General features: G+C 34.1%; 17 protein-coding genes. 11 read left to right on the top strand and 6 right to left on the bottom strand.

Annotation, left to right across the window (positions count from 1 at the left end; genetic code table 11):
- Positions 1 to 26: 26 nt before the first annotated feature.
- From PI23P_RS08725 to lipA, 6 genes are all read left to right on the top strand, one after another.
- Complete coding sequence (locus PI23P_RS08725; RefSeq protein WP_018941838.1) at positions 27 to 1,217, top strand: pyridoxal phosphate-dependent aminotransferase; 1,191 nt, start codon at positions 27 to 29, stop codon at positions 1,215 to 1,217.
- On the top strand, positions 1,218 to 2,228 hold the full coding sequence (murB, locus tag PI23P_RS08720; protein WP_004570442.1) for a UDP-N-acetylmuramate dehydrogenase: 1,011 nt from the start codon (positions 1,218 to 1,220) through the stop codon (positions 2,226 to 2,228).
- Between the two features lie 127 nt (positions 2,229 to 2,355).
- A complete protein-coding gene (locus PI23P_RS08715; RefSeq protein ID WP_004570441.1) occupies positions 2,356 to 2,559 on the top strand; it encodes a hypothetical protein in 204 nt (67 codons plus the stop codon).
- Between the two features lie 238 nt (positions 2,560 to 2,797).
- Positions 2,798 to 3,391, top strand: coding sequence for an RNA polymerase sigma factor (locus PI23P_RS08710; RefSeq protein WP_004570440.1), 594 nt, complete (start codon positions 2,798 to 2,800; stop codon positions 3,389 to 3,391).
- A 1-nt stretch (position 3,392) separates the two neighbouring features.
- On the top strand, positions 3,393 to 4,613 hold the full coding sequence (locus tag PI23P_RS08705; protein WP_004570439.1) for an Nramp family divalent metal transporter: 1,221 nt from the start codon (positions 3,393 to 3,395) through the stop codon (positions 4,611 to 4,613).
- 39 nt (positions 4,614 to 4,652) lie between these two features.
- Positions 4,653 to 5,522 carry a lipoyl synthase gene (gene lipA, locus PI23P_RS08700; RefSeq protein WP_004570438.1) on the top strand — a complete coding sequence of 290 codons (870 nt, stop codon included), beginning with the start codon at positions 4,653 to 4,655 and terminating at the stop codon, positions 5,520 to 5,522.
- A gap of 218 nt (positions 5,523 to 5,740) precedes the next feature.
- Here lipA and PI23P_RS08695 read toward each other — a convergent pair whose 3' ends face one another.
- The 4 genes from PI23P_RS08695 to PI23P_RS08680 all read right to left on the bottom strand — a co-directional run bounded on the left by PI23P_RS08695 (position 5,741) and on the right by PI23P_RS08680 (position 8,716).
- Complete coding sequence (locus PI23P_RS08695) at positions 5,741 to 6,733, bottom strand: PLP-dependent cysteine synthase family protein (RefSeq protein WP_004570437.1); 993 nt, start codon at positions 6,731 to 6,733, stop codon at positions 5,741 to 5,743.
- Positions 6,734 to 7,103: 370 nt separating this feature from the next.
- Positions 7,104 to 8,066 carry a sodium-dependent bicarbonate transport family permease gene (locus tag PI23P_RS08690; protein ID WP_004570436.1) on the bottom strand — a complete coding sequence of 321 codons (963 nt, stop codon included), beginning with the start codon at positions 8,064 to 8,066 and terminating at the stop codon, positions 7,104 to 7,106.
- A 79-nt stretch (positions 8,067 to 8,145) separates the two neighbouring features.
- Positions 8,146 to 8,466: a hypothetical protein gene (locus PI23P_RS08685; protein WP_004570435.1), complete on the bottom strand. Its 321-nt coding sequence runs from the start codon at positions 8,464 to 8,466 to the stop codon at positions 8,146 to 8,148.
- 4 nt (positions 8,467 to 8,470) lie between these two features.
- Positions 8,471 to 8,716, bottom strand: coding sequence for a hypothetical protein (locus tag PI23P_RS08680; RefSeq protein ID WP_004570434.1), 246 nt, complete (start codon positions 8,714 to 8,716; stop codon positions 8,471 to 8,473).
- An 80-nt stretch (positions 8,717 to 8,796) separates the two neighbouring features.
- On the opposite strand from PI23P_RS08680, the gene PI23P_RS08675 reads away from it, so the two are divergent.
- Positions 8,797 to 9,723: a LysR family transcriptional regulator gene (locus PI23P_RS08675; RefSeq protein WP_004570433.1), complete on the top strand. Its 927-nt coding sequence runs from the start codon at positions 8,797 to 8,799 to the stop codon at positions 9,721 to 9,723.
- A 4-nt stretch (positions 9,724 to 9,727) separates the two neighbouring features.
- Here the strand turns inward: PI23P_RS08675 and PI23P_RS08670 are convergent, their stop codons facing one another.
- Positions 9,728 to 10,963 (bottom strand): ABC transporter permease, encoded by a 1,236-nt coding sequence (locus PI23P_RS08670; protein WP_004570432.1) that lies wholly within the window; start codon positions 10,961 to 10,963, stop codon positions 9,728 to 9,730.
- A gap of 3 nt (positions 10,964 to 10,966) precedes the next feature.
- Between PI23P_RS08670 and PI23P_RS08665 the strand changes: the two genes are divergently transcribed.
- Complete coding sequence (locus tag PI23P_RS08665; protein ID WP_004570431.1) at positions 10,967 to 12,199, top strand: exo-beta-N-acetylmuramidase NamZ family protein; 1,233 nt, start codon at positions 10,967 to 10,969, stop codon at positions 12,197 to 12,199.
- 265 nt (positions 12,200 to 12,464) lie between these two features.
- Here the strand turns inward: PI23P_RS08665 and PI23P_RS08660 are convergent, their stop codons facing one another.
- Positions 12,465 to 12,989, bottom strand: coding sequence for a YkgJ family cysteine cluster protein (locus PI23P_RS08660; RefSeq protein WP_004570430.1), 525 nt, complete (start codon positions 12,987 to 12,989; stop codon positions 12,465 to 12,467).
- A gap of 89 nt (positions 12,990 to 13,078) precedes the next feature.
- Between PI23P_RS08660 and argS the strand changes: the two genes are divergently transcribed.
- From argS to PI23P_RS08645, 3 genes are all read left to right on the top strand, one after another.
- Entirely contained in the window at positions 13,079 to 14,884 is a 1,806-nt protein-coding gene (gene argS, locus PI23P_RS08655; protein WP_004570429.1) for an arginine--tRNA ligase, read from the top strand.
- Positions 14,885 to 15,085: 201 nt separating this feature from the next.
- On the top strand, positions 15,086 to 16,474 hold the full coding sequence (gene lpdA, locus PI23P_RS08650; RefSeq protein ID WP_004570428.1) for a dihydrolipoyl dehydrogenase: 1,389 nt from the start codon (positions 15,086 to 15,088) through the stop codon (positions 16,472 to 16,474).
- Positions 16,475 to 16,572: 98 nt separating this feature from the next.
- Positions 16,573 to 17,172: a hypothetical protein gene (locus PI23P_RS08645; protein WP_004570427.1), complete on the top strand. Its 600-nt coding sequence runs from the start codon at positions 16,573 to 16,575 to the stop codon at positions 17,170 to 17,172.
- The last annotated feature ends 238 nt before the right edge of the window (positions 17,173 to 17,410 follow it).

Below are 17,410 nucleotides of genomic sequence, written 5' to 3'. Positions count from 1 at the left end.
ATAGTAATCTATACAAAACATACAATATGCCGTCAATATCTAGAAAAGGAATAGAAATGCCAGAATCTCCAATTCGAAAATTGGTACCCTATGCAGAAGCAGCTAAAAAAAGAGGCGTAAGCGTTTTTCACTTAAATATTGGGCAACCCGATATTAAAACACCCCAAGTTGCCCTAGATGCTGTTAAAAATAACACCCTTGAAACACTTGCATATGCGCGATCTGAGGGTTCTGAAGAATACAGAACAAAGTTAGCGAAGTATTATGTGAAAAATAATATTCCTGTAACTGCAGACAATCTTGTCATTACAACAGGAGGCTCTGAAGCTTTACTATTTGCTATGGGAAGTATTTCAGATCCAGGAGATGAGGTTATTATTCCAGAACCATTTTACGCAAATTACAATGGTTTTGCTACTGCTTCTGGTGTTACCGTTGTACCGGTAATTTCTAAAATTGAAAATAACTTTGCCTTGCCGAAAATAGAAGAGTTTGAAAAATTAATTACTTCTAAAACAAAGGCTATATTGATTTGTAATCCTGGAAATCCTACAGGATATTTATATTCTGAAGAAGAAATTGAAAAATTAAAAAAGATTGTTTTAAAACACGATTTGTTTTTAATTGCTGATGAAGTTTACAGAGAGTTTACCTATGACGGATTGACACATACTTCTGTACTCTCTTTGGACGGTTTGGAAAACAATGCCATTGTAGTTGACTCTGTTTCCAAACGTTACAGTATGTGCGGTGCAAGAATTGGTTGTATTGTCTCCAAAAACCAAGAATTTATTCAAACAGCAATTAAATTTGCACAAGCAAGACTAAGTCCACCAACTTACGCTTTAATTGCTAGTGAAGCTGCCTTAGACACACCAGATTCTTATTTTACGGACGTTAAAGAAGAGTATGTAGCACGACGAGATACGTTAATTTCTGAATTGGAAAAAATAGAAGGCGTAACCGTTGCAAATCCTAAAGGTGCTTTTTACTGTGTTGCGCAGTTACCAGTAAAAGATTCGGATCATTTTGCACAATGGTTGTTAGAAGATTTTAATCTAAATAATGAAACGGTGATGGTTGCACCAGCAAGCGGGTTTTACTCAACTCCAGGAGAAGGTAAAAACCAGGTAAGAATAGCGTATGTATTAAATAAATTAGATTTAATACGATCGGTAGAAATTTTAGCTGCAGCTTTAAAGCAATATCCTAATTAGTTGAAAATTCAACAAAACATATCTTTAAAAAACTATAATACGTTTGGCATTGCTGTAAATGCCAAGCGTTTTATTTCAATAAATTCTGTCTACGAGTTACAACAACTCTTAAAAGTTGAAAAAAAATTATTTCTACTCTCTGGTGGAAGTAATATGTTGCTTACAAGGGATATTGACACCCTAGTTGCGCACATCGATATTAAAGGACTTTCTATTGATACAGAAAATGATAAGGCTATTTACTTAACTGTAAATGCCGGAGAAGACTGGCACGAACTTGTGCTGTGGTGTGTTCAAAATAATTATGGTGGAATTGAAAACTTATCTTTAATTCCTGGAAATGTTGGTACTTGTCCTATTCAAAACATAGGTGCTTACGGAGTTGAAGTAAAAGACACGATAACAAAAGTTGAAGCGCTAGAAATTGAAACAGGTAAACTGGTTTCTTTTTCAAATGGTGCATGCAATTTTGGGTATCGCAATTCAATATTTAAACACGAAGTAAAAGGCAAATATATTATTACTGCTGTAAGCTTTAAATTGACAAAAAACATACATCAATTAAATACCTCTTATGGTACAATTGAAACTGAATTAACCTCCAAAAAAATAAAAGACCCAACATTAAAGGATGTTTCTGATGCGGTAATCGCAATTCGAAAATCAAAATTACCCGATCCAAAAGAGATCGGCAACAGTGGTAGCTTTTTTAAAAACCCTATAATCTCTAAAGCGCTGTTTTTAGAGCTTCAAAAAGAAAACCCAAGCATTCCTAATTATCCAATTTCTGAAACTGAAATTAAAATACCTGCAGGCTGGTTGGTAGAACAAAGTGGTTATAAAGGAAAGCGTTTTGGAGATGCTGGTGTTCATGAAAAACAAGCCTTAGTGCTGGTTAATTATGGCAATGCTACTGGAAAAGAAATTCATGCACTTGCAAAGAAAATACAAGCAAGTGTTTACAGTAATTATCAAATTTCTTTAGAAATAGAAGTAAATGTAATGCTGTAAAAAAAACAACATAAATATAAGTACTGTCGCTTTTAAAAAATAGATGATTATTTCAAAAGCATTAAATAAAAAGTTTCTAATCTTTATATATACAAGATTTTGTACCTTTGAATACTAATCTTTAGATATGAAATTATTTTTATTAACAATCGGATTATTAGGACTCGGAGTCGCGGGAATTGCAATTAAAATTTGGGCAAAAAAAGATGGTAAATTTGCAGGAACCTGCGCCAGTCAAAACCCAATGCTAAATAAAAATGGAGATTCTTGTGGTTTCTGTGGTAAATCCCCAGAGCAGTTCGAAAATTGTGCAACACCTGAGCACAATTAATTTTATAAAAAGTAAAACAAGTACAACCAGCCTCCAATTGTTTTTTTCAGCAATTTAATTAATGTATTTGATCATCTACACATCAAAAATAGAAAAGCTTCTGCGCAGAATAGGCGGAACCATTAACTTTACATAATAAGCGTTAGTAATTTGTATAATAGCTCCATTCGATCAAGACAAAAGCACTTCCGCTCATAAAATTTATGTTTTTTAACAGTAATCTTGTAATTTAGTATCTTTGGCAAAATTTGTTTTCAAAACCAACACATTGGCAGTGAATAATAAAAATATTGAAACATACATTACAAAAGCAAAAAGTGGCGATCAAGCTGCCTTTAGTTTTTTATTAAATTTTTTTTGGTCAGATGTTTTTAATTATCAATTAAAACGAACCAAAAGCGAAAATGATACTGAAGACATTACAATTCAAACATTTTCTAGAGCCTTTGATAAAATACATACATTTGACGAAAATTATGTTTTTAAAACTTGGTTGATCACCATTTCTAAAAACATTCATATAGATTTACTTCGAAAGAAAAATGCGTCTATTTCCATTGAAACGTCAAAAGAACAAGAAGACAAAATCTACATGGTTGTCGACGAAAACCCAACACCGGAAGATAAAATTATTAGAGAGCAAAATTTAGCAAAATTATTAAAGGACATCAAACAGCTAAAATCCAAATACCAAGAAGTCATCCAACTCCGGTATTTCCAAGAATTGAGTTATAAAGAAATTTCCGAACAAATTAATGAACCGATGAACAACGTAAAAGTGAAACTTTTACGTGCAAAAAAACTATTATCTGAGATCATCAAGAAGACGTAAAATGAAAAAATCATTCTTACAATCTTTAGGGCCTGGTTTACTATTTGCTGGAGCAGCCATTGGCGTTTCTCATCTTGTGCAATCCACAAGGGCTGGTGCCGAGTTCGGTTTTGGTTTGATATGGGCACTCTTGTTAGTTCATCTGTTTAAGTACCCTTTTTTCCAATACGGACCTCGATACGCTGCAGCTACTGGAGAAACATTGTTGGATGGGTATAGCAAACTGGGAAAAGGTGTTTTGATCACTTATTACATCTTAAATTTTGCAACGATGTTTACCATACAGGCAGCTGTTACGGTTGTTACTGCTGGACTAGCTTCTCAACTTTTTGGTTTCACAAATGATCTAGTTGTTTGGTCCGCAGTTTTATTAACGATTAGCTTGCTGTTCTTAGTTGTTGGTAAATATTCGCTGTTAGATAATTTAATGAAATTTATCATTGCAATTCTGACTGTTAGCACCATCATCGCTGTTTCAGTTGCTTTGTTCAGTTCTAAAGAAGCTTTTGATGTTACCCAAATAATACCCTCTGGAACCGTAGAATTAACTTTTTTAATTGCCTTTTTAGGATGGATGCCAGCCCCTCTAGACGTTTCAATATGGCATTCGATATGGTCTATCGAAAAAGATAAAACCAAAGTGATGCAAACAAAAGTGACTGACGCTGTTTTCGATTTTAATATCGGATATATCAGCACTTTATTTTTTGGAATTTGTTTTCTGCTTTTAGGTGCCCTCGTTATGTACAAATCTGGCGAAACGTTTTCTGATAAAGGAGGTGTTTTTGCGAGTCAACTAATTGCATTATACACAAAAAATTTAGGCAATTTTTCATATATATTTATTGCCATTGCAGCATTTACAACCATGTTTAGCACAACAATAACTACATTAGATGCATCTCCAAGAGCCATGAATAGAACTACAAAACTTTTATTCCGTAAAGAATTAAAATATGGGTATTGGTTTTGGATTCTTTTCTTATTCTTCGGAACTCTTTTAATTCTAAAATACTATATGAATAATATGGGAGTATTGATAAAAACTGCGACCATTTTATCCTTCTTAACAGCACCATTTTACGCAATTTTAAATTATAAACTCATTACAGGAAAACACACACCTAAAGAACACCAACCGGGAAACTATTTGAAAATTTTAAGTGCTATCGGAATTCTTTTTTTAGTTGGATTTAGTCTTTGGTTTTTAACAAATATTTAAATCTTTCCTTTGTATCTTTGCTGTATAAATAAGTGAAAAATGGCGATAGAAACTCTAGTACTTCCCGAAAGACCTAAAAAACCAAAATGGTTGCGTGTAAAACTACCAGTAGGTAAAAAATACACTGAACTTAGAGGTTTGGTAGATAAATATAAACTAAATACAATCTGTGCAAGTGGTAGTTGCCCAAATATGGGTGAATGTTGGGGCGAAGGAACTGCAACATTTATGATACTTGGAAACATTTGTACGCGTTCTTGCGGCTTTTGTGGTGTAAAAACAGGAAGACCAGAAACGGTTGAATGGGACGAACCCGAAAAAGTTGCGCGCTCGATAAAAATAATGGGCATTAAACACGCAGTGATTACATCTGTAGATAGAGATGATTTAAAGGATGGTGGCTCCATTATCTGGGCAGAAACAGTAGATGCCATTCGAAGATCAAATCCAACAACAACTTTAGAAACATTAATTCCAGATTTCCAAGGAATCACAAAACAAATGGATCGTATTATAAAGGTACATCCTGAAGTAGTTTCTCATAATATGGAAACAGTACGAAGACTTACAAGAGAAGTTCGGATTCAAGCAAAATATGATCGAAGTTTAGGTGTTCTGCAATACTTAAAGGAAAATGGAATGAGAACGAAAACGGGTCTAATGCTTGGTTTGGGAGAAACTGAAGAAGAAGTTATTCAGACAATGCACGACTTGCGTGCGGTAGATTGTGATATTATTACCATCGGGCAATATTTACAACCTTCAAAAAGACATTTGCCTTTGAAAGAATTTATTACTCCAGAGCAATTCAAGAAATACGAAACATTAGGCTTAGAAATGGGCTTTATGTACGTAGAGAGTGGTCCTTTAGTCCGTTCGTCTTACAAAGCACATAAACACGCTAAATAAAGTCCCTCTAAACTTGGATAATTTATTTATCAGGAGGAAGAAAATAAATTTTTAAATAAATTTAAAAATTAAAACTAAAAATAAACTTTTGGCACAATAATTGGTATATAAGCTATGAGGCTTTGTAAACCTTTTCATAGTATGATTATTTGAATTAGTTATTTAAAAAAACCATCTCACTTGAGATGGTTTTTTCTATGGCATAACATGCGATATAATTATTCAACAAATCCATTTTTTTGCATCCAGTCGTCATTGAACATCTTTCCAACATATCGACTGCCGTGATCGTGAAACAACACCACCACGACATCGTCTTTTGTGAAATTTTCTTTTAATTGGAGCAAACCTTTTATAGCTGCACCTGCAGAATTTCCTAAAAACATCCCTTCTTCTTTTGCCAAGCGCTGTGTATAAATCGCAGCATCTTTATCCGTTACTTTTGTAAACCCGTCTATGACCCCAAAGTTCACATTTAACGGCAAAATATCTTCTCCAATTCCTTCTGTTATGTATGGATAAATTTCATTTTCGTCAAAAACACCTGTTTCATGGTATTTTTTAAAAACAGACCCATAGGTATCAATTCCCCAAATTTTCACAGTAGTGCCTGCCTCTCTTGCTTTCATCTTCAAATAACTTCCTACTCCTGAAATCGTACCTCCTGTTCCTACTCCAACTACAAAGTGTGTTATTTTTCCTTCCGTTTGCTCCCAAATTTCTGGCCCAGTACTTAAAAAGTGTGCTTTACAATTACTAGGGTTGTCATATTGATTCACGTACCAAGAGTTTGGAGTCTCCTCTCCTAACCTTTTGGAAACTGAATAATAAGAACGTGCATCGCTAGGTTCAACATTCGTTGGACACACCACGACTTCCGCTCCAACCGCTCTTAAGATATCTATTTTCTCTTTAGACTGTTTGTCGGCCATCACAAAAACACACTTGTATCCTTTGACAATTGCCGCTAAAGCAAGCCCCATTCCAGTATTTCCAGAAGTTCCTTCAATAATAGTACCGCCAGGTTTTAAACGCCCATCTGCTTCTGCATCAGCAATCATCTGCAACGCCATTCTATCTTTTACTGAATTTCCAGGGTTGAAAGTTTCATACTTCGAAAGCACCAAACATGGTAAATCTTTGGTTAAAACATTCAATTTTACTAGAGGCGTATTTCCAATAGTTTCTAATATATTCTCTGCGTATTTCATTGCTATAAATTCTTTCGCAAAGATAAATAATTTTTTTGGGTGCTCCCTAAAAGACAGGTTGGAATTTATATGCGGACTATTTAAAAGCGTTCTCCATCACAATATTTTTTATTTCTGCAACACCCATTCAAAACGATCTTAAAAAGCAGAAAAAAACGGGATAGTCCAATAGATATGAAAAATGACCATCCTAAAAATAGATTCAAAGACAATTCTAAACCCTAAAATTTAATTCAAACAAAACCATGAAGGCTACTTTTTAAGTACATTAGCAAACTTTCAAATACACTCTAATTTAGCCACACAAGCAGAAAACACGTTGTTTCACTTAAAAATTACCCCTGTTTTTTTTGATCGCGGATTAGCATGGTTAAAAAAGAAGGATCATATATAAATATAAAGGCATCCCTAAGGTAATATTAAAAGGGAAGGTGATCGCCAAAGCCATCGGAACGTAAAGCCCCGGATTTGCTTTTGGAGCTGCCAGTTTCATTGCAGCAGGAACGGCAATATAAGAAGCACTTGAAGCTAAAATAGACATCAGCAATCTGTTGCCAATTTCATCCATAAAGAAACCACTAATCATCGCAACCAACACTCCATTTACGATTGGGATTATAATTGAAAAGGCGAAAGTAAACCAACCTTCTTTTAATAATACCTTCAGCTTTTGACCACTGGTAATTCCCATATCTAATAAAAAGACAGCCAAAAACCCCTTGAACAAGTCCGTTGTAAATGGCTTAATTCCAGCAGCCTGAACATCATTTGTAAAATAACCAACAAATAAACTACCGATGATTAAAACGACACTTCCGTTTGTTAAAGCGTGTTGGAAAACCCCCTTGAGAGAAGTCTTATTTTTTTTATCCTTTGTGTTGATTGCAATCAATAATACACCAATGATAATAGCAGGTGCCTCCATTAAGGCCATGACCGCGACCATGTGCCCACCAAATGGAATCTTTTCTATTTCTAGGAAAGAAATGGTAGTTACAAAAGTAACTGCACTGACAGAGCCATAGGCTGCTGCAATTGCTCCAGAGTTTTCAATACTTAATTTTAATCTTAAAATAAAAAAGCAATATACCGGAATTAGCAGTGCTATTGCCACTCCAAAAATTAAAGACAAAATAATCTCGTTTGTAATAATGCTGTGCGCTAACTCTTGCCCCCCTTTGAAACCGATGGCCAAAAGAAGATATAAAGAAATAAATTTTGAAGAATTTTCTGGTATTTTTAAATCACTTTTTATAGATACCGCAAGCAAACCTAAAAAAAAGAATAATAAAGCTGGATTTGTTATATTATCCAATAAATAATGAAAGTCCATATAGTTTTTAGATATAAAAAAAGTAGGAAAGCCTATTTATTAAACAGTCTTCCCTACCAAAAGAAACTAAATCAAATAATTATTTTTCAATCGAAATATGTATGGTACTCGTTATTTTTATGTTGGCATCGCTTCCCGAAAAAGAGCTTAAAAATTCCTTGCAGCTCATTTTATCTGCAATCAGTTCTAAAATTCTAGTATTATCGTAAGTACATTCGTCTTTAATGTTCCCCTCATTGATCGACCATCTTTGTAATTTATGAAAATTAACCTTCACATCTACCACACTATTTACAATGTCAAGTGCCTCACTTTTTGTAAACTTTCCATCGATTAGTTTTAATTGTTGCTGCATTTCTATTTCTTTTATTGGAGTCGGTTCTGTAGTAGTATTTTTCATAATTTTATTTAATTTTTGATTTTTGATTCCCTTTTTTAATGAGAAAAAGTAGGGCAACGATCCCTTGAGAAAAGAGCAATTCCCTCAAAAAAGGACTTGAAATTTTAACTGCTAAAATATTAAAGGTAGCAACTGCTATGATCCCGAAAAATTGAAAAAACTTACATAGTTGCGCCTTGGTCACTTGAATTACAAAATCTTTATTGTCCAAACTCTTTTGGTGGGACACTCTTGTAAGTGATTTACTCATTTCAATTGTTTTTACAAAGAAAGCGGCTTTATTTCATAAATTTTTATTTATATTTATAATATATTACATAAAAATATTTAATGAACTATACGCTCCATCAATTAGAAATTTTTAGAACTATTGCGCAACTTCAAAGTGTTACAAAAGCTTCTGAGCAACTTTTTTTAACGCAGCCAGCAGTTTCTATACAACTAAAGAATTTTCAAGATCAATTTAATTTACCACTCTTCGAGGTCGTCGGTAGAAAGCTGTATATCACTGAGTTTGGTGAAGAAATTTCTGAAACTGCTTTTAAAATTTTAGAACAAGTACAAAGCATAAAATACAAGTCAGCTATTTTTGAAGGAAAAATAGCAGGAAAACTAAACATAAGCATCGTTTCAACCGCCAAATACACCATGCCTTTTTTTCTATCAGATTTTATTAATGCAAACGAAACAGTTTCACTTACGATGAATGTCACCAATAAAATGGCCGTGCTTCGAAGTCTAGAAAATAACGAATGTGACTTCGCAATGGTCTCTACAATTCCAAAGAAACTAAAAATAGAACGCATCGAGCTAATGAAAAACAAACTCTATTTGATTGCGAATAGAGATTTTAACTCCACTAAAAAAAAGATTCTGTTAAAAGATTTAAATACAAATTTGTTTATTTTTAGAGAACCAGGATCTGCCACCCGTTTGGCAATGGAGCAATATTTAATTGAACATCGTGTAACGATCCGAAAAAAAATGGAGCTCACTTCAAACGAAGCAGTAAAGCAAGCCATTATAGCGGGTTTGGGAATCTCTATCATGCCTGTTATTGGTATTAAAAATGAACTGCAAAATGGAGATCTACAAATAATTGATATTAAAGGTTTACCCATAGAAACCAATTGGAACTTAATCTGGCTAAAATCTAAAAACCTCTCTTTAGTAGCAAAGGCTTTTAAAAATCACATTGAACTCAAAAAAGAAGCCATTATTCAGCAACATTTTTCTTGGTTTAACGACTCAAACTAATCTTTTATGCAAATTTTATGGACGCAGCTGGATGTATCTTGGTAATGATATAAGAGGGCAGGATCAACATTAGAAAACAAAGAACTAATGTACAAATATTCAATGCTAAAATTGAGCTGATAGAGAGGTATACAGGCATTGTAGCCACATAATATGTTTCTGGATCTAAAGTAATTATCTGAAAGAAATACTGAATACCAATAATTCCTAATCCGATCACATTCCCCCAAAACAAGCCCTTTAAAATTAAATAACCTGCATTGTAAAGAAAAATTTTGCGAATACTCGAGTTATGACTGCCAAGAGCCTTTAATACTCCAATCATTTGCACGCGTTCTAAAATAAGCACCAACAAGGCAGTAATCATGTTTATACCTGCTATCAAAATCATAATACCAATGATAAACCAAACATTATTGTCAAATAATTTTATCCAATCGAAGACAGCTGGGTAAGAATCTAAAATTGTTCGGGCATCTAAAGTTGCACTTATCTCGCTGTAAATTTCAGCACCCTTCTCTTCAATATCGTCAAAATCATCTAAAAGAACCTCAAATCCTCCGACTTGATTTTCTGTCCATTTATTTAATTTTTGCACCTCTCTAATATCACCAAGCATCATATTTTTATCGAACTGTGGAAATCCAGAATTATAAATTCCAACGATTCTATACTTTCTATTGGATGGTAATTTACTGAGTGCAGTCGTTAGAAATGTAGCAAAAATTGTATCGCCTAACTTTAACTGCAATCGATCTACAATCGTTTGTGAGAGTAAAACGCCCTTTGTTCTCGGTTGATTAAAATCAGGAACGGTTCCCGATATCAGGTATTCTTTAAAAAAAGACCAATCATAATCACTTGAAACTCCTTTAAATACGATACCTTCAAAATCAGTATCAGTCCTTAAAACACCGCCTTTATTAGCGTATACTTGCACATTCTTGACTCCCTTAATATTCTTGAATTCAGGATAAAAATCTTGCTCAATAAATATGGGTGTTGTGGAAACACTTGAGTTGTTGTTATCATAGTTCACAATTTGCACATGCCCATTAAATCCGGCCATTTTATCGCGGATTTTTGTTTGTAAACCCGCGGCAGTTGCAACTGCGATGAGCATAATAATAACTCCCAACGCAATTGCTGTAATTGCAATTTTTATTATTGGCGATGAAATACTATTTTTATACTTTTTGCCAGCAATAATGCGTTTTGCAATAAATAACTCGTAATTCAAATTATGATTGATTTTAAACCCATCAAAAGTACATATTTATTCTTATTTTTAGTATTGAATTTTCAGCTGATTTGTTCAGCTCAAAAATTAAAACTTATTAATAAAAGCACAATAAAAGACAGCATCCCGATTACACCTGGTGCAGAAAGAACAGAATTATATCTTAAATTCTTCAAGGGGAAACATATTGCGGTGGTCGCAAATCAAACGTCAGTAATAGAAAAAAGGACTGAGGAAACTGGCAAAAGAGCTTTTGTTCACATCATCGATTCGCTTTTAGCACTCAGAGTACATATTAAAAAAGTCTTTGCTCCAGAGCACGGTTTTAGAGGAAAAGCAGATGCTGGTGAGATTATAAAAGATGGTTTTGATACAAAAACAGGCTTGCCCATTGTTTCTTTATATGGTAAAAACAAAAAACCCTCTGCAGTACAATTAAAAGGAATTGATCTTGTTATTTTTGACATTCAAGATGTTGGTGCCCGCTTCTATACCTATATTTCTTCATTGCATTATGTAATGGAGGCCTGCGCAGAATTAAAAATTCCAGTAATTGTTCTCGACAGACCAAATCCCAATGCGCACTATTTAGATGGTCCTGTTTTAGAGTTGGAACACAGCTCGTTCGTTGGAATGCATAAAGTTCCGATAGTATACGGTATGACCATTGGCGAATACGGAAAAATGATCAATGGAGAGCAGTGGCTTAAAAATCGATTGCAATGTGAGTTAACGGTAATCCCTATAAAGAATTACACACATCAATCACTGTATAATTTGCCAATAAAACCCTCGCCCAACTTACCCAATGCGAAGAGCATAAACCTATATCCCAGTTTGTGCTTTTTTGAAGGAACCAATGTCTCTGCAGGTCGCGGAACAGCAATGCAGTTCCAGATTTATGGTTCTCCATTTTTAACTAAAAATATATTTTCTTTTACACCACAAGCAAATGAAGGTGCCAACTACCCAAAATATCAGAATAAAATTTGTTTTGGTGCAGATTTAAGAGCTTCAGAAAACCTTAATAAATTAGACTTGTCCTTTCTTATAAAGGCCTACAAAGAGAATTCATCTCACGAATTCTTCAACACCTTCTTTACTAAATTAGCAGGAACAGAAAGGTTACAACAACAGATAGAAAATGGGATGTCTGAAAAAAGAATTAGAAAATCTTGGAAAAAAGATTTGGAGGTATTTAAAAAGGTTCGAAGTCAGTATTTGATTTATAAATAATTTTAATATGAACAAATCAAATATTTCTGTAAAACAAAAATCCTTCATGTGTTAGGAACGGATCAATAAGCCATTAAAGAATATAAAATTGACATTATTATTTTATATACTTTCCTCTAAAAAATCCTTTTTGACACCTATCTCCCTAAAAATAGCGCAAAAAAATAAATTCAAGAACCTTTTGTAAAAACCCAAAACATTTAAGATAACACTATATTTTGTCCGTTTAAGTTCTTTTTTTTAATATTGAGCTATTTAACTCCTACTAAAAATGTTTTACTTTTTTATTTCCTTCTAAAGGCAAGCGTTTTTTTAAATTTTCGACAATATTGTAAGCTGCGGGACAAACGGTAGTATTGTCAACCGTTAAATCTGTGATTCCAATAAATTTTTTGCGATTGGTGTGGGGATATTCAGCACATGCTTTTGGTCTTACATCATATATGAAACAGGTATTATCCGATTCATTAAAGAAGGAGCACGGCGCAGTTTTTAAGACCAAAAAATCATCTTCATCCCGCAATAAGTACTGCGCTGTAAAAGCAGCAGCTTTCATTTTTAGTGACTTCGAAATCCTTTCTACATCTATATTTGTGAAAATTGGACTGGTCGTTTTACAACAATTCCCACAAGTTAAACAGTCTGTTTTTTTAAACTCTTCTTCATGTAATTCTTGCATTAAATAGTCCAACCTTTTTGGAACGCGCTTCTTAAGTCTCGCAAAGTATTTCTGACTGTCTTTTTTTGCTTCTTCTGCTAATTTTGGGAGTGCCTTAAGAATTTTTTCCATGCCGCGAAATTACAATTATTCTTCCAGAAAAATTCAATCTGAAAAACAAATAAAAATCCCTAATTTCGCATTTCAATTTTACACAGTAAATGAATATTCAAAACACCATAGAAACCAAAGTAAAAGAGGGTTTTTTAGCACTTTATAAAACCGAAATTCCAACAGTAGAATTTCAAGCAACCCGGAAAGAATTTGAAGGAGATATTACTGTAGTTGTATTTCCAATGCTCCGATATAAAAAAGGAAATCCTGTTCAAATTGGTGAGGACTTGGGAAATTACTTAGTAGAAAACATAACAGAAATTACACGCTACAATGTTGTAAAAGGCTTCTTAAATTTGGTAATTGACAACGCTGTTTATACCACTTTTTTTAACACTGCATACCAAAATGCAAACTTTGGTTTTGTTTCACCTAAAGACGATGTAAAAGCAATTATGGTGGAATACTCCTCTCCTAATACGAACAAACCTTTACACCTAGGTCATGTACGTAATAATTTATTGGGATATGCCGTCGCGGAAATCACCAAAGCTTCTGGAAAAAAAGTCTACAAAACACAAATTATTAACGATCGGGGCATTCACATTTGCAAGTCGATGTTGGCGTGGCAAAAATACGCTCCCAATGGAAGTGATGGACAAAAAGAAACCCCAGAAACTACCTTAAATTTAGAATTAAAAAAAGGAGATAAGTTAGTTGGGAATTATTACGTAAAATTTGACCAAGAATACAAGAAAGAAATAGTGCACTTAATTGCCAATGGGAAAACTGAAGAAGAAGCAAAGAAAGAGGCGCCTCTTTTAATTGAAGCACAACAAATGCTTTTAAAATGGGAAGCTGGAGATGTGCGGATTCTTGCTCTTTGGAAAGAAATGAACTCATGGGTTTACAGCGGTTTTGAAATTACCTACAAAAATATGGGAGTTAATTTTGATACCTTATATTATGAAAGTAATACCTATTTACTAGGGAAAGATGTGGTTGCTCAAGGAATAGAAAAAGGTGTTTTCTACAAAAAAGAAGATGGTTCTGTTTGGTGTGATTTGACAGATGATGGTTTGGATGAAAAAATTGTTTTGCGTTCAGACGGTACAGCCGTTTACATGACGCAAGACATTGGTACTGCAATACAACGTGTAAAAGATTTCCCAGATGTTGGTGGAATGGTATACACTGTGGGTAATGAACAAGATTATCATTTTCAGGTACTCTTTTTAATTTTGAAAAAATTAGGGTTTAATTGGTCTCAACAATTACACCATTTGAGTTACGGAATGGTAGATTTGCCTTCTGGAAAAATGAAATCTAGAGAAGGAACGGTTGTAGATGCAGATGAATTGATGCAAGAAATGACAGATACTGCAAAAGAAATTTCTGAAGAATTAGGAAAATTAGAAGGCTATTCCGAGCACGAAAAAAATGCATTGTACAAAACAATTGGCTTGGGTGCCTTGAAGTATTTCATACTTAAAGTAGATCCTAAAAAAAGAATTTTATTTGATCCAAAATCTTCTGTAGATTTTCAAGGAAATACAGGTCCTTTTATTCAGTATACCTATGCTCGAATTCAGTCTATTGTTAGAAAAGCAAATTTTGATTATTCAAAAGTAGTTGCGGTAGATTTGCATGAAAAAGAAAAGGAGTTGTTAAAACAGCTAGAACTCTATCCTGCAACAATTCAACAAGCAGCAGCAAGTTATTCGCCAGCTGTCATTGCGAATTACACCTATGATTTGGTAAAAGAATTTAATTCATTCTATCAAAACGTATCCATTTTAGGTGAAGAAGATTTAGATAAAAAGATCTTTAGAGTGCAGTTGGCCAAGAAAGTTGCGGATACTATAAAATCAGCATTCTCTTTATTGGGAATTGAAGTTCCTGAAAGAATGTAAAAATAGCTTTCAGAAGCAAGATCTAGTTGGTAATAAGAACAAAAGTTAGTAAATTTGCATGCGTTAGGGATTGCAATGATATCCTTTTGCTGTGAATTCGGATCCATCTGCAAAGAAGATGCAAATTTAGATCGAAAACACAGCAAAAGATAAAACGAAAAGCCCGCTCGAACGCCCAAAACAGAAAGTTAAAAAAAAGATATGAAATACGACATCATTATTATCGGAAGTGGACCTGGAGGATATGTTACAGGAATTAGAGCTTCTCAATTGGGTTTTAAAGTTGCTATTGTAGAAAAAGAATCTTTAGGAGGAATTTGCCTAAACTGGGGTTGTATTCCAACAAAAGCATTGCTAAAATCTGCACAAGTATACGATTACTTAAAGCATGTTGATGAATATGGTTTAAAAGCAGAAGCAATTGACAAAGATTTTGACGCAGTAATTAAAAGGAGCCGCGGTATTGCAGACGGAATGAGTAAAGGTGTTGCCTTTTTGATGAAAAAAAATAAAATCGACATTCTAGACGGTTTTGGAAAAATAAAAGTTGGTAAAAAAGTAGAAGTTACCACAGAAGCTGGCAAGGTCACAGAATATACCGCAGACAACATAATTATTGCAACAGGCTCTCGCTCTAGAGAATTGCCAAACATCCCACAGGATGGTGTAAAGGTGATTGAATATCGAAAAGCAATGACCTTACCAAGTCAGCCTAAATCTTTAATTGTTGTGGGTTCTGGTGCTATTGGTGCTGAATTTGCACATTTTTACAACACGATGGGTACGGCTGTTACCATCGTAGAATTTCAACCGAATTTAGTTCCTATAGAAGATATTGATATTTCAAAACAGTTTGAGCGTTCTTTCAAAAAAGCAGGTATTACGGTAATGACCAATGCTTCTGTAGAGTCTGTAGACACCTCAGGTGAAGGCGTTGTTGCTACTGTAAAAACAAAAAAAGGTGAAATTAAACTAGAGGCTGATATCTTATTATCTGCCGTGGGCATCAAATCAAATATTGAAAACATCGGTTTGGAAGATGTTGGAATTATTGTTGATAGAGACAAGATTTTAGTGAATGACTATTACCAAACAAACATCCCTGGATATTATGCAATTGGCGATGTGACTCCTGGACAAGCCCTAGCGCATGTAGCTTCCGCTGAAGGAATTACCTGCGTAGAAAAATTAGCAGGATTGCATACGGAACCAATTGATTACGGAAACGTTCCAGGATGTACCTATGCAACTCCAGAAATAGCGTCTGTGGGTATGACAGAAGCCAAAGCAAGAGAAGCGGGTTACGAATTAAAAGTTGGTAAATTTCCTTTTTCAGCATCTGGAAAAGCAACTGCTGCAGGTACCAAAGATGGATTTGTAAAAGTTATTTTTGATGCGAAATATGGAGAATGGTTAGGCTGCCATATGATTGGTGCAGGAGTTACAGATATGATTGCAGAAGCAGTCCTTGGGCGTAAACTAGAAACCACAGGACACGAAGTTCTAAAAACCATACACCCACACCCTACTATGAGTGAGGCAGTAATGGAGGCCGTTGCAGATGCATATGGAGAAGTAATTCACTTATAAATTAAAAAGCAACTATAAATAGTATTGAAAACGACCTTACCAATTTGGTAAGGTTTTTTTTTATATTTGATTTCTATTAAGAAATACCCTAAAGTACATTGATTACAAACAACAAAAAGTTTTTTACAGCAATTTTAATCGGAATCTTAAAGTTGATCGTGGCAGGTGTCTTTATTGGATATTTAAAAGAGTACGACCTTTTTATTGCACTGCTGCTGGCTGCAAAAATCATGTACAATATTTACAAAGACATCCTAAAACCAACCCCTAAAAACTGGCTGTTATTGCTTGGAATGCTACTGACTTGTTTTGGTGGTATTGTTGGCGAAACTTGGGGCGTTTCTCATGGGTTTTGGGAATACCATGCAGTGAAAAGAACACTGCCCCTTTGGCTTCCTTTTGCTTGGATGTATGCCTTTTACTTTTTGTATACATTAGAACTTAAGCTCATTCCATTTTTAGAAAATAAGAGCCAAAAAAATAAAATTTTGTTAGCGTTGCTATTGGCTTTAATTCTTCCTGCCTTTGGTGAAGTAATTACTATATACTTGGGTGTTTGGACCTACTATTGGCCGTATCAACTTTTAGGCGTTCCCTTATATGCCTTTATTTGTTTAGTCTTTGTGCACATGTTGGTCTATACAACCTTACACTTTGTTTGTAAGAAGTATAAAATTGAAAATGTCGTTTTTAACTGATATTGTCTCAAAACCCTAAGAAAAAGACACATATCTAGTAAGTCCTAATACCCTTTTTCTAACTACTCTAGAAAAATCACCTAAACGGGTATCTAACAAATTGTTAAAAATTGTCATTGTGACAAAAAAATAATTTCCCTACTGAATATATTGGTCTCTCTTTTCATCGGCTTATAAATTTTTGTTTCTAAACAGGCGGCACCTAAAAGACCTTACCATTATTACGGCAAGGTCTTTT

Origin of the sequence: Polaribacter irgensii 23-P (assembly GCF_000153225.1) — a bacterium.
GTDB classification, from domain to species: Bacteria; Bacteroidota; Bacteroidia; order Flavobacteriales; family Flavobacteriaceae; genus Polaribacter; species Polaribacter irgensii.
The sequence above is the reverse complement of the archived record's forward strand: the minus strand, read 5'-3'. Positions and strand labels throughout refer to the sequence as shown.

Bases quoted from the DNA above. Each gene is read 5' to 3' on its own strand.
- PI23P_RS08680 (WP_004570434.1), bottom strand. From the start codon at position 8,716: ATGAGTAAATCACTTACAAGAGTGTCCCACCAAAAGAGTTTGGACAAT.
- PI23P_RS08690 (WP_004570436.1), bottom strand. From the start codon at position 8,066: ATGGACTTTCATTATTTATTGGATAATATAACAAATCCAGCTTTATTA.
- lpdA (WP_004570428.1), top strand. From the start codon at position 15,086: ATGAAATACGACATCATTATTATCGGAAGTGGACCTGGAGGATATGTT.
- lipA (WP_004570438.1), top strand. From the start codon at position 4,653: ATGGCGATAGAAACTCTAGTACTTCCCGAAAGACCTAAAAAACCAAAA.
- PI23P_RS08725 (WP_018941838.1), top strand. From the start codon at position 27: ATGCCGTCAATATCTAGAAAAGGAATAGAAATGCCAGAATCTCCAATT.
- PI23P_RS08695 (WP_004570437.1), bottom strand. From the start codon at position 6,733: ATGAAATACGCAGAGAATATATTAGAAACTATTGGAAATACGCCTCTA.
- PI23P_RS08715 (WP_004570441.1), top strand. From the start codon at position 2,356: ATGAAATTATTTTTATTAACAATCGGATTATTAGGACTCGGAGTCGCG.
- PI23P_RS08705 (WP_004570439.1), top strand. From the start codon at position 3,393: ATGAAAAAATCATTCTTACAATCTTTAGGGCCTGGTTTACTATTTGCT.
- PI23P_RS08660 (WP_004570430.1), bottom strand. From the start codon at position 12,989: ATGGAAAAAATTCTTAAGGCACTCCCAAAATTAGCAGAAGAAGCAAAA.
- PI23P_RS08675 (WP_004570433.1), top strand. From the start codon at position 8,797: ATGAACTATACGCTCCATCAATTAGAAATTTTTAGAACTATTGCGCAA.
- PI23P_RS08685 (WP_004570435.1), bottom strand. From the start codon at position 8,466: ATGAAAAATACTACTACAGAACCGACTCCAATAAAAGAAATAGAAATG.
- PI23P_RS08665 (WP_004570431.1), top strand. From the start codon at position 10,967: ATGATTGATTTTAAACCCATCAAAAGTACATATTTATTCTTATTTTTA.
- argS (WP_004570429.1), top strand. From the start codon at position 13,079: ATGAATATTCAAAACACCATAGAAACCAAAGTAAAAGAGGGTTTTTTA.